This is a genomic window from Spirochaetales bacterium (assembly GCA_016930085.1).
Taxonomy (GTDB): Bacteria; Spirochaetota; Spirochaetia; order SZUA-6; family JAFGRV01; genus JAFGHO01.
Window position 1 is genome coordinate 1 of record JAFGHO010000066.1, and the last position, 14383, is coordinate 14383.

Annotated in this window: 9 protein-coding genes; 7 read left to right on the forward strand and 2 right to left on the reverse strand. The window is 48.4% G+C overall.

What is annotated here, in order from left to right:
* The first annotated feature begins 111 nt into the window (after positions 1–111).
* The 6 genes from JW881_11715 to JW881_11740 all read left to right on the forward strand — a co-directional run bounded on the left by JW881_11715 (position 112) and on the right by JW881_11740 (position 10096).
* Positions 112–2199: a glycoside hydrolase family 9 protein gene (locus JW881_11715; GenBank protein ID MBN1698172.1), complete on the forward strand. Its 2088-nt coding sequence runs from the start codon at positions 112–114 to the stop codon at positions 2197–2199.
* An 810-nt stretch (positions 2200–3009) separates the two neighbouring features.
* Entirely contained in the window at positions 3010–4284 is a 1275-nt protein-coding gene (locus JW881_11720) for an extracellular solute-binding protein (protein MBN1698173.1), read from the forward strand.
* An 81-nt stretch (positions 4285–4365) separates the two neighbouring features.
* Complete coding sequence (locus JW881_11725) at positions 4366–5292, forward strand: sugar ABC transporter permease (protein ID MBN1698174.1); 927 nt, start codon at positions 4366–4368, stop codon at positions 5290–5292.
* Between the two features lie 181 nt (positions 5293–5473).
* Positions 5474–6631, forward strand: a complete 1158-nt coding sequence (locus JW881_11730) for a carbohydrate ABC transporter permease (protein ID MBN1698175.1) — start codon at positions 5474–5476, stop codon at positions 6629–6631.
* A 38-nt stretch (positions 6632–6669) separates the two neighbouring features.
* Complete coding sequence (lnt, locus tag JW881_11735; protein MBN1698176.1) at positions 6670–9135, forward strand: apolipoprotein N-acyltransferase; 2466 nt, start codon at positions 6670–6672, stop codon at positions 9133–9135.
* Position 9136: 1 nt separating this feature from the next.
* Positions 9137–10096, forward strand: coding sequence for an aldo/keto reductase (locus JW881_11740; protein MBN1698177.1), 960 nt, complete (start codon positions 9137–9139; stop codon positions 10094–10096).
* Between the two features lie 36 nt (positions 10097–10132).
* Here the strand turns inward: JW881_11740 and JW881_11745 are convergent, their stop codons facing one another.
* Both JW881_11745 and JW881_11750 read right to left on the reverse strand, forming a co-directional pair.
* Positions 10133–10756 (reverse strand): hypothetical protein, encoded by a 624-nt coding sequence (locus JW881_11745; protein MBN1698178.1) that lies wholly within the window; start codon positions 10754–10756, stop codon positions 10133–10135.
* Between the two features lie 36 nt (positions 10757–10792).
* Positions 10793–11272, reverse strand: a complete 480-nt coding sequence (locus JW881_11750; protein ID MBN1698179.1) for a hypothetical protein — start codon at positions 11270–11272, stop codon at positions 10793–10795.
* Positions 11273–11451: 179 nt separating this feature from the next.
* On the opposite strand from JW881_11750, the gene JW881_11755 reads away from it, so the two are divergent.
* A complete protein-coding gene (locus JW881_11755) occupies positions 11452–14343 on the forward strand; it encodes a PAS domain S-box protein (GenBank protein MBN1698180.1) in 2892 nt (963 codons plus the stop codon).
* The last annotated feature ends 40 nt before the right edge of the window (positions 14344–14383 follow it).

Sequence of the window (14383 nt, forward strand, 5' to 3'; positions counted from 1 at the left end):
AGCGGCATTCCCCGCAGAAGCGGCATTCCCCGCAGAAGCGGCATTCCCCGCAGAAGCGGCATTCCCCGTCGAAATGCCGTTTCCTATGAGAAAAAAGAAAGGTGGTATTTCATGAAAGGTAATCCAATACAAAAAAGCGTGAATTACAAGGTGTTTTTGTTTTGTCTTGTTCTTTTAACTGGAGGTATTTTCTCGCTTTCGGCGCAACAACTTGGAGATGTCAACCGGGACGGTACTGTCAATATCGTCGATGCCCTCCTGGTTGCACAGTATTATGTGGGCCTTGGCCCTTCGAATTTTTCACTTCAGGCGGCTGATACAAATTGTGACGGCGCCGTCACTATCGTCGATGCACTTCTGATCGCCCGGTATTATGTCGGGCTTATCTCCGAGTTCCCGTGCGGAGAAACACCTGAACCGACAAACCCGCAGGCGACCGCTCCGCCCCAGGTAACGCCGGTTCAAACCCCCGCCGGCAGCGTTCCGACGCCGGGAAGCCTGAATTCCCTCGGCGCGGCAAAAATCAGGCTGAACCAGGCAGGGTATGAGTCGGATGATGATTACAAGGTCGCCGTTGTCGCCGGTTCCGGCGGCACCTTTACCATATACGATGTGATGACGGGAAGCAGTGTCTTTTCAGGTTCCTGTTCGAGTCTCGGTTCGGACAGCGCAACCGGTGAAACACTCTACGCCGCAGACTTTTCAGACCTGACAACACCTGGTACTTATTATATGACGGCGGGAAACGAACCCTCACCCCAATTCGAGATACGGGACGATATGTACGGCAAAGTCCTTTACTATACACTCAGGGTTTACGGAGCCAACCGCTGCGGACCGTATGATTCCTGGATCCATGATCACTGTCATACCCTCGACGGGAGTATCCTCGGAAGCGGCAGGGCGGGGGAACTCGCCGGAGGATGGCATGACTGCGGCGACCATGTCAAGTTCGGCGGGACTTTGGGCTATGCCGCGGCAATGCTTCTCTATTCATATATCGCGTTCCCCGACAGCTTTGGCGATGTGTATGGCATGAGCTATAACGGAACGTACGACAGTCCACAACCGGACGGAATTCCCGATGTCCTCAATGAAGCGAAAGTGGCAACGGATTATCTACTCAACCTCTACGATGCCTCTGTGCAGGACGGTCTCATATCATCCAACAGGATGTACTATCAGGTCGGGGACGGAGACGACGACCACTCGTGGTGGCATAAACCGGAATACCAGGACGACTTCGGACAGTCAAAGGGCGGGGCGCCCCGTGAAGTATGGAGCGACATTACTTCCGGCGTTGCGGGCCGGTTCGCCGCTTCCCTTGCCATGATGGCGATTGTCTATGACCGCCACGACGCGTCATATGCCTCACGATGCCTTGATGCGGCGGAGGACATTTATAAAATCGGCGCTGCCAGGTACGGTCAAAGCGGTTATTCCGGCGGTAAGGGGTACTACCAGGCAGACGGCCGGATGGACGATGACATGGCCTTCGCGGGTATCATGCTCTACCGGGCGACCGGGGATGATTATTATATCAACGATTCGACCGGTGCGGCGTACTGGATGCATGTCGAGAACAAGTGGCAGTTTGCCGCATATTACGTGCTTTCATTCCCCAATATCTTTGCCCTCGCACTTCACTCATACCATCAACACGCGCCGACCGTCGATAATAGCGAACCGGAAGTCGATACACTCATCGTCACGAAAGACGAATGTATCGAATGGCTGAAACTCGATGTGAACGAGTCCGCAGCCGCAGCCGACGTTTACGGCAGAAAATGGGATTACGGCTGGGGAACGTGCCGGTACATGATGGGTGTCGCCGCGACGGCGGCTCTGGCGCACGATCTCGATCCTTCGGACGACAGTATGCTTAAGATCGCGAAAGATCAGATGAACTGGGTGTTCGGACGAAACCAGTTCGGTATGAGTTTTGTCGTGGGAAATGCCGATGACCGATGGTTGACGAAATATCCGCAGCATCCCCACCACAGGGCGGCCAATCCGGACGGCAAAAATGTGCCTGAACTCTCCTCGTATGCCGCTACTGAACTCACCGGTGCGACGATCGGCGGACCATCGGGAGCGACGGCGTTCAGTGACAAATGGGATGACTATACATCCACCGAAACCGGTATCGATTACTGGGCGGGAACCTTTTTTACGGCCGCATATTTTATAAAGGAATAAGGGGATTCATAATAACCGTATATAAAGCGTATGGCCTTATGAATGCCGGCCGTACGCTTTTTTTATCGACGCTATCGGAAAAGTCATCCCTTTTTTCCCCTAAATTGAGTATAATCGAATCATCTTATACTGAACATATGTAACGTAATAAAAAATAATATTCATCAAAAAGTTTTCATATACCAGGAACGATTGAATAATATCTGAATATTGAGAAAAATAGTTGATGATTATAGTGATTTTCAATAAAATTGTGTTTAAAAGCTATTGACAGATTATATAAAGACGTGTAGAAATAATGCCAACGGTAATTTTTACACATAAAAGATATGAAACACGTAAGAAAAAAGTTAAGAAACAGTTTCTTCCTCCGCTTTTTTTCCTTTATAAACAGCAACAATAAAATAACAAGGGGTATAAAACGGGAAATACCTGTACACGCACGGGAAAACGGTACCGGAAAAACACATGATCGCCCCTTTTCAGGCCGCTGAAAGGGAAAAGGGAGGCATACAGGTTAAACGTCTGTCGGGTTTACCTGTTTTATGCGTAATTATACATAACAGGCGTTATTATTTGCATATTTATTTACGCCAATCGGATTACAGTAAATAGTTATGCAAAAAAGATGATAAACCCGAAAGGCTTTTATGGAGGAACGGGTGTGACCGGATACTGCTTGTTTCATAATAAGATGAACAAGCCATACTGTAAATGGGTAATAACGGCGTATCCGGACGGATACGTTTATAGCGGTATCAAAGGGCAGTTCGTGTCAACTGTCCACAAAAAATCTAAGGAGGTTTTCCTATGAAAAAAGCATTAATAATGTTATTAGTGTTGGTCGTGCTGGGAGCCACTGCGTTTGCCGGAACCCAGCCAAAAGGCGACCAGAAAGTCGTTGTGAAGGCGATGGCGTATGGTGACAATTCCAATCAGGAAGGGCAAAACTGGGTTCGTATCGTTGAGGCATTTGAAAAAGAAAATCCGAATATCGATATCCAGTATGAAATGCTTTATGATGAAGCATATCACCAGAAAGTAACCGCCCGTTTGGCTTCAGGCGATGTCCCCCATCTGGCTTACATGGGCGCTGATGCACGCTGGGGTCTTCCGTGGAAAGAAGCCGGCCAGCAGGTCGATCACAGACCGTTCATGGACACAAATTACTATGACATGAGTCTGATTCCCGATATGGGTCCGAACGGCGAGATTTATGAAATTCCTCTCGGAACGTCAAACATCTGTACAGTTCTTTACATGAACAAAAAACTCGTGGAATCACTCGGTTTCACCACACCGACGACCTACGAAGATCTCGTTGCAATGGTTCCCAAAGCCAAGGCAGCCGGTCTCGATGTTGTCTCGATCGACGGCGCGGACGGATGGGCATGGGGTTCATGTCTTATGTCTTGTATTATCGCACGTCTTTCAGGCGACGCGCACTGGGTTTCCAAAGCCGTTGACGGCCAGAACAAGTTCACGGACAAGGTATTCGTCGACTCACTCGCGATGATCACACGGATGAGAAAAGACGGCGTCATTTCCGAAAAAGCGGTACTCGTTGACTATGGCGCCAATATTTCCAATTTCAGCACGGAAAAGGCCCTTTTCATGGTTCAGGGACAGTGGGCTGCCGGCGGTATCGATCCGACCGTTGCCGACAATACCCTCATGCTCGCATGGCCGAAGTTCCCGGGTGAAAAAGCAAATATGGCCGGTTCTGTTGCAGCGGCTATCCAGGTCGGTTACGGCATTACCAAGGCCGGCGCTGCCGATCCCGCCGTTCGCGACGCGGCCCTCAAGTTCGTCAAATACTTCTACAGCGAACCGGAGACGACACAGCGGCTGAGAGACGGCGCCATCGTTGCTCCTATTCTTAAAAACTACAAAGTGCCCGACGATCTTCCGAGTATAGTAAAGCAGAAAGTCAGCCTCGCACAGAACGCACAGAACACCGACGTTATCGACGCTTTCTTAAGCGGTGCTCCGAACGACGCACTCAATGCCGGTATGCAGAAAATCGCTTCCGGTACGGCAACGGCACAGGATGTTGCTAATGAGGTTCAGTCACTCCTTAAATAGAGTTGACTAATAAATCTGTTTCTTTTGAAATGAAAAAGGGGGAGCGGAAAATGCTCCCCCTTTATTTGGGGGACTTAATCGATGAAAACGCGTAATTACAAAATGATTCTGACATATATCGGATTTGTCGGACCTGCGCTTCTGATTTATCTATTCATCATCGCCTATCCGATCGTCTATTCGGTGTGGCTCAGTTTTACGGATTTCAATCCGACGGTCCGTGGGGGGGCCTGGAATTTTATCGGATTTCTTCAATATAATACGATGTTTACCGATCCGCTTTTCTGGCATGCTTTCAAAAACAACATGATCGTTGTTGCGGTATCCGTTTTCGGACAAATACCGATCGGATTTATCCTTGCGTATATCCTTTTCCGAAAACAGATACGGTCACGAAGCTTTTTCCAGTCCATGGTGTTTCTTCCCCAGTTTCTCTCGACGATCGTCATCGGGATACTTTTTAAACGTCTCTTTCAGGCGGACGGCCCTATCGCCGTATTGATCCAGACACTTTCGCATAATCCGGCCGCCCAATTCGATCTGATGATCAAACCGGAGACGGTCATGATTCCCATCGGGTTCGCCCTCATCTGGATGTACACGGGATTTTATATGCTGATTTTTCTGGCCAATCTTCAAAAGATCGACGATTCGATGATCGAGGCGGCGCAGATCGACGGGGCTTCGGAACCCCAGATATTCGTAAAAATCATGGTACCGGTGTTGTCGACCGCAATTTTGATCGCGGTCATTCTCGCGATTGCCGGTTCGTTACGCGGTTTCGAACTTATCTTCGGGATGACCACCCGCGGTATTACACGACGCAACGCGATGGTGCTCCCTATTTTTATGTATCAAACCGCTTTTGAAGATTACAGAAATCCGATGCGGTTTGCCTATGGAAGCGCGATTTCAAACGCGATTGTCTTGATAAGCGTGACGCTCATTCTCTTGAGTAATTTTATTGCAAATCGATTGGGTGTCGGGGAGGAGCATAAATATGGGTGATCAAAAGGTTAACGGTCATTCAGCGGGAAACAAAATCATGAACGCCGTCAAGACATTTTTTACGTGGTTCATGGGCATATACAAACGCAGCAGACTCTGTACGATCCTTCTTTTTGCAGCCGGGATCATCGCGGGGATCATCACCGTCGTCGGTATAAAAGACAAATCAATCTTCGAGATGATGTTTGTGTGGATTGCCACCGTTGTCGTTTATACGATAGCCGGGGCCGTCATCGATATCATTTTCAATATTTTCAAAATAAACAGGTTTACCACAAAGGTGATTTCCTATATCGTATTTGTTTCATGGACTATCATCACCGTTATTCCCCTCATATGGATGCTCTATACATCGTTCAAATCAAATGAAGAGATAACGCTGAATCCGTTCTCTCTTCCCCACGACCTGTTCGACAATTATAATGACGAATATGTCGTTATTCCTCCCCAGTTGAATGTCATTCCGGATTATGACATCGATATCGACAAGCGGGAGCGGCTTATTGTCGAATCGACGACGATCGCCCCGCAGCGCCGTTTGATGGTATTTTTTCTGGTAAAAGAGGAGCTGCCGCCCGAAATCGCGAATCTCAAAGTCGGAGAACGGCTTTCAGTATCACAGCTTCCGTTTCACATGCAGCTGAAGATCAGCTGGGACACGATATGGTTTAATTTTATTTCATCCTTCAACCGCGGGGGACTTGGATTCAAGTTTATCAATAGTGTTCTATATTCCGGCGTTTCGACTTTTTTCATCATCATCCTGGGATTGATGGTCGGTTTTGCGTTGAGCAAGATGAAGTTCCCCCGGATGTCGTTCTTTATCGGGGGTCTTATCGGCCTCGGTTATCTTTTGAGTATCAATTCGGTCATTATACCGTTGTTTCTCATGTTATCATCGGTCAACCTGACCGATACCCATTTCGGTATTATCCTTGTCTATATCGCGTTCGGATTGCCGATGTCCGTCATGCTTTCCACCCAGTTTCTCGGCGGACTCCCCGACAGTCTCATCGAATCGGCCCATATCGACGGGGCGTCGACCATGCATACCTTTATCAGTATCATTCTGCCCATGTCGATTCCTGTCGCCGTTACGATCGGGATTATCCAGGCCCTCGGGATATGGAACGAGTTCCTCCTCGTTCTGGTCCTCGCGAGTTCCGAGTCGACAAAATCGCTCCCCGTCGGGGTCTTCTCGTTTTCCAGTCAGACGAGTACCCAGTACGGCTGGCAGATCGCCGCGCTTGTGATCGCGGTTCTCCCGGCGATGATAATATATTTTATCTTCAACAAACAGATATCAAAGGGTGTTGTGGCAGGAGCAATCAAGGGGTAGCATGAACGAAATTCTGCCGTAAAAACATGTGTTTATTCATGAAACACGCTATATCACCGTTAATTATTACAGGCATACTCTTTCTTCTTTGCTCATTCATACTTCTGATCCTCTGCTTTTACGGGCCGATCGTGCTTGATGTGAAATCCACTGTTTTTATATATCCACTGTATTGCGTCAAAGAAGGCCCGGAAATCGACCTAATACGAACACAATTTTCGCGCCGGCTTGACGGATCGAGAAGGTATATCGTGATCGAACGGGAATACGCCGAAAGAGAACTCGAGCGGAACGGAACGACACTCGCTGAAGTCATGAAAACCCCTTCGAGCGCGCGGTATGCTGAAGCTGCAAAAATAATCGGCGCAGACAAGTTTATTATGGGTTATATATATATCTTTGAAGACTCATATGAGTTGTTCGTCAATGTCCACATTACAAAGCTGGCCGAAGGCGTGCTGAAAGAAAAAGTTACGGCCGGAAGCGCGGAGGAGTTGATCGCGAAAATACCGGTATTGATCGGAAAGCTTGACGGTAGTGAAAAAAACTATTCCCTGCCGGAAATACTCTACTTTTTCGCACTGTTTTTTCATGCACTTTTCGGCATGTTTCTTCTCGTACAAGGATTTCATATCCCGTTCATCCGTGAAAGGGATCGTCTTGCCCGAACAATTGACAGGTTATCGATGCGGATACCGGAATTGCTGCTGATGTACTCACTCCTGCTTTTTATTTTCTCCTATATTTATGCCTCAAACGCAAATATGGACTATGTGCAGAAATTCATGGCAACGGGCGGGAAAGTACACCTGGCGACAAGTACCGAACAGGAACGATTGAACGCCGTCTTCAGGTATATGCCGCTTCTCGGTTTGAGTTGTTACTGTTTCATCTGGATGAGAGTAAAGCGGAAACGATTGGGAATGGAGAACATCATTAACGGGGACTTCAGAGTATTATGGGCTTTTCCGCTAACCGTCTTCTCCGCGCTGCTCGCCTCCCTCTCCCTTCCGAATTTTCTCGATATCTCAGGATGGGCGATACTTGGGTATATCAGTCTGATCCCGCTGTTCATGGTGATGGAAAAGAACTCTTATGCATCATGTGTCTTCTACGGGACACTCTTCGGCACCTGTCATACGGTATTCAACAGCTACTGGCTGGGAACCTTCAACCTTGTCTCTCTCCAGATCGTGATGATTATTTTTCTCATCTCATATCTCATCTTTATGATTCCGGCAGTGTGGTTGTACCGCCGTGCGGGGCCGCTTCGTTTTCTGGTCTTCCCGGCCGCCTGGGTGGTATTCGATTATCTCCAGTCAATCGGATTCGCCGGCTACCCGTGGGGAATGTTCGGCACCTCGCAATACGGATTTGTCCCGCTGATACAGACAGCGGCGATAACCGGGGTGTGGGGGATTACCTTTATTGTTGTTTTAGCCAATTCGGCGGCGGCACATCTTGTCAACTCACTGCTGGATAATAAACGAAAAGGCATGCTTTTCCCCCTGGGCCTGTTCGGTGGACTCTTTATTCTCGTGCTTTCGGCCGGTTTCATCTATCTCGGTGTCACGAACCGGAATGCGACGGTGGGGAATGGAAGAACGGTCCGCATCGCCCAGATCCAGGACAGTATGGACCCGCGAAAGCACTCGACGTACCAGGTCATGGAAACGCTTATAAAAATCACTCAGAAAGCGCTGGAACAAAAGCCCGATCTCATCGTATGGCCCGAAGGCTCGTTCGATCTCGATTATCTGGCATTCCCTGAAGCGATTGCCGCAAGAAACCTCCGTGAATTTCAGGAGTCAACCGGTACCTGGCTTCTCACCGGGACGGTGGAATACAAGGATAGAGAGTTTGCCCGAAACGCGGGGCCCGAGGAGTTTCTCGATGCGTACAACGCCGCCATGTTGCTTTCGCCTGACGGTGAGGTGGTCCGGCGTTATTATAAAATTCACCTTGTTCCATTTACCGAATATTTTCCGTACGAAAAGGAACTGCCATGGCTGTACAGGATGCTTAAAGAGTTCGATATCAACTGGTGGGAGAAGGGAGAAACACGGGTAATATTCCGTCACCCGAAATTTTCTTTTTTTACACCGATCTGCTATGAGGATGTTTTTCCCGCTGAAATAGCGTTGTTCGTGAGAGACGGGGCGGATGTGATCATGAATCTTTCCAATGATTTCTGGTCGCTTTCACCGGTCGAAGGAAAACAGCATGCGGTCAATGCCTTGTTCAGGGCGGTGGAAAACGCCCGGCCGCTGCTACGGACAACCACATCGGGGCTGACCTGTTACATCGATATTAACGGAAGGATAAAAAAGAGACTGCCGTATTACGAGGAAGGCTATTATGTCGTCGATGTTCCGCTTCCCGATGGAAACCTCACCTTTTATACCATGACGGGAGACTGGTTCCCGTGGTTTTTACTCGCGGGACTCTGTGTCTTGCTGTTTCCGACATTGATGTTATGGATAAGGAAAAAAAGGAAAAGATGACATGAAAAGAAGACAATTGGGAAATACCGGATTGATGGTTTCGGAAATTGGATTCGGAGCGTTTCAGATCGGGGATGAATATGCCCGCGGCCGGATGTCATTACAGGAAGCCGTATCGCTTGTTCATGCCGCCCGTGATGCGGGGTGTAATTTTTTTGACACGGCACCCCTCTATGGCGGGGGAAAAAGTGAGGAAATTCTCGGTGTGGCTTTTTCCGGCAGGAGGGAGGAGGTCATCATCAACACGAAGTGCGGCCATTATCCGGGAGAAACGGGCAGGAACTTCGATCCTGCATTGATCCGGGAAAGCGTCGAGAAGAGTCTCGGCAGATTGAAAACAGATTATATCGATTCCCTTATCCTGCATAATCCGCCCGGGGAACTCCTTTCGGCATCCGCCCCCCACTATGAGGTGTTCGAACGGCTTAAAGAGGAAGGGAAAATTCGCGCCTATGGGGCCTCCCTCGACTGGAGTCATGAACTTTTTGCCCTTATCGATAATACCAAAAGCAGGGTGATAGAGGTCCTTTTCAATATCTTCCATCAGGAACCGAAAACGGCATTCGGCAGGGCGGAGGCAAAGGGGGTGGGACTTATTGTGAAGGTGCCGTTCGATTCGGGGTGGCTTTCCGGCAGGTATGACGGAAACACCATATTTACCGATTTGAGAAGAAGATGGACGCCTGAAATAAAGGCCCGCCGCGAAATCCTTGTCCGGAAAGTGGGAAATCTCATGGCAATGTTCGGCATATCGGACAGTCCCGGGGAATCGTATATCAAAACGGCGCTGGGATTTGTACTCTCTTTCGCCGGAATCTCGACCGTTATCCCCGGTTTCAAGAACCTCAAACAGGTGACCTCATGTTTTTCCGCGGCCGAACAGCCTCTGACAAAAAAACTCATCGTAAGCTTCGAGGAATTATGGAATACCGAATTGAAAGACGATCCGGTGCCGTGGTAGTCTCTAGCCGTTTGACTGAAAGACGGGGATGCCTGGTTACGGCAGATCGACGGTGAACGTGATCGTTCTGACAACGCTGTGGCCGACCGTATCCCGTGCCCTGAACATGTATGAATATGTTCCTTCAGTGAGACCGGTAAGGGGAAGATTCCAGTCGTTGCCGGTAACATCGAGTGATTGGTAGGATGTCCCGTCCAGATACGAAAAGGAGGCCACCCCGTATGCATCCGTCACGGTTCCCTGGATATCGAGGTCGGCCGTCGCGACAATACTCCAGTTCGAAACGGGCTGGGTTATCGTGATGACCGGCGGATACGCGTCATAGTATACGGTGATCGAATCCTCTCCCGCGTAATCGTCGATCCCGGTATAGCAGACGGCGGTAATCGTGTTACTTCCCGGTGAAAGGGTCACCGTGCAGTCGAATTCGCTTTCGCTCGTCGTGTGGACGACGCTGCCGTTGACTTCGAGATCGATATAATCGATATCGTCATAATAGGCCTTCACACTCACCGTGATTCTCGACGAAGCGGTGAGCGTCCCGTCTTCCGGGCCGGTGATATCGATACCGCCGAAAAGCGCTTTGAACAATTCTTCGCAGCCCGTCGACAACAGCACGAGGATGATCGCTATCCCCAAAAATATTATTCGTTTTCTCATTATATTTTTACTCCGGAAAAAGTTCTCGAAAGACCATTATTCCACCTTGTTCAGGTCGAGGGTGATTGTGACGGACAAGCCGGGCACACCTTCCATGTCCCCGTCTGAAATATCCCCTTCCAATGTTCCGCTGTGGCTTTCGATATCGAAGCCGTCCGATATCGACATCGTGTAAGCCATAGCCGGCGAAACCGACATTTCGTCGATGGCGGACAGGGTCAGTGACGCATCGAGGATACGGCTGTCTTCGTCATAGGCATACCATCCGCTGTAGCTTTTGGTTGTGGAACTCTCCGTCCCTGTCAGAAAGGAGTCGGTGATCTCGAGCAGGCAGCTTTCGTCCGAATATAGCGCGAACTCAAGCACTGTTCCCGTATAATATGACACCGCACCGCCGTTATCCAGCGTTATCGTCGAAGATCCGTTCCACTTCCGCAGCAGAGAAAGCGGGGTAAAATCGCAGGAGGTGACGGCAATGACAAGCAGGCATATGGCGGTTATAACATATTTTTTCATGATCGTTTACCTTTATTTCATACTATAAAGCATCGCAGAGGAAAAAACAAATGACGGGGGAAATATTTTGAGGAAAAAACCGTGAAACATCCGATATTCCCGTTCGTTAAAATAGTATTGAGATAGACGCTAAAAATATGATATGATGCCGATAAGATAATTAAGGAGGATGTAAAGAGTTGCCTTTTCTTTTTTGGCTCGATATTGCGGCACTCAGTGTATCGACGGTCGTTGCGTGTGCGATTTTTCTTTTAATCATCATCAGTAATCCTCGATTATCCCATAACCGGTATTTTGCCGGATTTGTTTTTTCCGTCGCGGGGTGGACGATTTGCGGGCTTCTTCTCCGTCTTTCCCTCTGGATCGGGAAAGGGAATCCGCACCTCCTTCTCAATATTGGGATTTTCTTTATCTGTCTGACCGGCTCCCTGCTGCTTCTTTTTACGACACGGTATCTTTCCGTCAAGTCAGTAATTATCGATATATGCGCGTATGCCGGTTTTATCATTCTGGCTGTCTACGCGATTCCTCTTTTTCAGAACAAGGTGATTGAAAATATCGTACTTGCCCCGAACGGAACGGTCCTTCTGGATGTCAATCCATGGGGACTTATCGGCGGGATGCTCGTCATCGGATATATTCTCTGGGCATATATCCTTTTCTGGAAAAGGGGAAAGCGGAAAAGGGAGATATTTTTTCCGATAAGCCTGATCATTTTTGTCTGCGGCTATTTTCTGGGAGGAATTCTTGAAATACCCTTACCGATCCTTTCCATCACCAATACGGTAAGTATGGGGATTCTGGGATATGGAATATTCAAGCGTCAGATTTTCAATCCCCTTAAAAATATCATGGAGGAACTCGAGCAGGAGGTCGAGGAGCGGACAAGGGAATTGAAGTCCGCCTATGCTGAAATCGAGAAACGGGTGGATGATCGGACAAGGGAGTTAAGGAAAGAGGTGGCGGAACGGCGAAAAACGGAAGAGGTTCTTCGGGAGTCGGAAGCAAAATTCAGAAACCTCGCGGAACAGTCGCCGAATATGATTTTCATCAACCGCAAGGGCAAGATCGTCTATGCAAACAAAAAGTGTGAAGAGATTATGGGTTACAGCCGCGAAGAGCTTTATAATCCATACTTTTTCTTCTACCGCCTTATCGCCGAAGACAATATCGAAATGATAAAGGAAAAGTATGCCCGGCATATCAAAGGGGAGAATATTCCCGCCTACGAATATACACTGGTAACAAAAGACGGCAGGCAAATCGAAGCGATCAATACGACCACCCTAATACGTTACGATGGCGAGGATGCGATTCTGGGTATCGTTACCGATATCACAAAGCGAAAACGGACCGAGCGAATCCTCAATGCCCTGCACGAGGCTGCGCTTGCAATGGAACAGACATATTCCCTCGATGAAGTTTTTACGATCGCGGGGATGAAATTAAAAAATCTCGATTGTTCATGCGCCCTCTTTATCTATGACCGGGCGACACAGATGCTGCTGGTGGAATATTGTTTCGACCGTAAATCGGGCAAAGAGTTTTTAATCAACCGCGATGAAACGCTGATACCGGTCAGGTTTTCATTGAAAGAATCGAAGACGATCAAGGAAGCCCTCCTTAAACGTAAAAATATTTTCATCAATTCCGATATCCTCACGCCGAGTGAGCCTATAAAAGAGGGCGTCTATGAATATATGGAATTTCTTTTTGTTCTGGAAAACGCCATCGCGGTACCGTTGATCGCAGAGGATGTCGTCATCGGTCTTCTTATTATCCGCTCCGACGATTTGTCGGAAGAAGATATTCCCGCGATATCCGCCTTTACCTGTCAGGTTGCCGCCGCCTGGCGTAAATCGAGTCTACTCTGCGATCTCAAGGCAAAGGTTTTGGAATTGAAGCAAACACAGCAACAACTCATTCATACGAGAAAAATGGAAGCGATCGGTAAACTCGCAGGAAGCATCGCCCATGATTTCAACAACCTGCTGACCGTCATTGTCGGCTACACACACCTGATTATTTCACAATTGCCCCCGGATGATCCGAATTTGGATGAATTGTCGGGGATTAAAAAAGCCGCCGATCAGGCAGTCGAATTGACCAGCCAGCTTCTCGCGTTCAGCAGAAAACAGGTGATGAATCCCCAGAAAATCAACCTCAATACAATCATCGAGAGTATCCGGGTCATGATCGGCAGCCTTATCGGAGAACAAATACGGCTTGTCGTTTATCATGAAAAAGACCTCAACTGCATCAAGGCGGATGAAGGACAATTGAAACAGGTACTTCTCAATCTGGCGATCAACGCACGGGATGCAATGATGCAGGGCGGCCGACTGACAATAAAAACCGAGAATGTTCATTTTTCTTCTCCATGGAGTGACGGTATAAACGACGTGCCCGCGGGGGAGTATGTCGTGCTTTCGGTCAGTGATAACGGGATCGGGATGGATCCCGAAGTTCAGAGTCATATATTCGAGCCCTTTTATACGACAAAAGAAAAAAGCAAGGGAACAGGACTCGGACTTTCAACCGTTTACGGCATTGTCAAACAGAGTAAAGGCCATATTACCGTCAGCAGTCAGCCGAATAAAGGCACGACGTTCAAACTTTATTTTCCCGCACGGGTTCCGGATGTGAAAAATGTATCGGTTCAGCATCATCACAGGGACGGCAAGATTTCAGGGTCCGAGACAATTCTCCTTGTCGAAGACGAACAGCTTGTGAGTTCCCTGCTTCATAATGTCCTCGAAAAAAACGGATACCGGGTGCTGCCGGCGGCTAATGCCGAGGAGGCGATGAAGATTGTCCGTAAACATAATAAGTCGATCGATCTTTTGATAACCGATGTCATTATGCCGGGCAAATTGAACGGTTATGAACTGGCGGCAAAAATAATAAAACGAATTCCACAGGTACGCGTTATCTATATGTCGGGTTATATCGACAATCCGCTTGTTCTCGAAGGAATGCAGAATCCGGGTATAAACTTTCTGCAAAAACCATTCGAACCAACGGTGATCGTCAAGAAAGTGAGGTCCGTAATGGACGGTGACGACTTCTGATATACCGGCTTTCACGGTTCGTTTTGATGAACATTGGTTG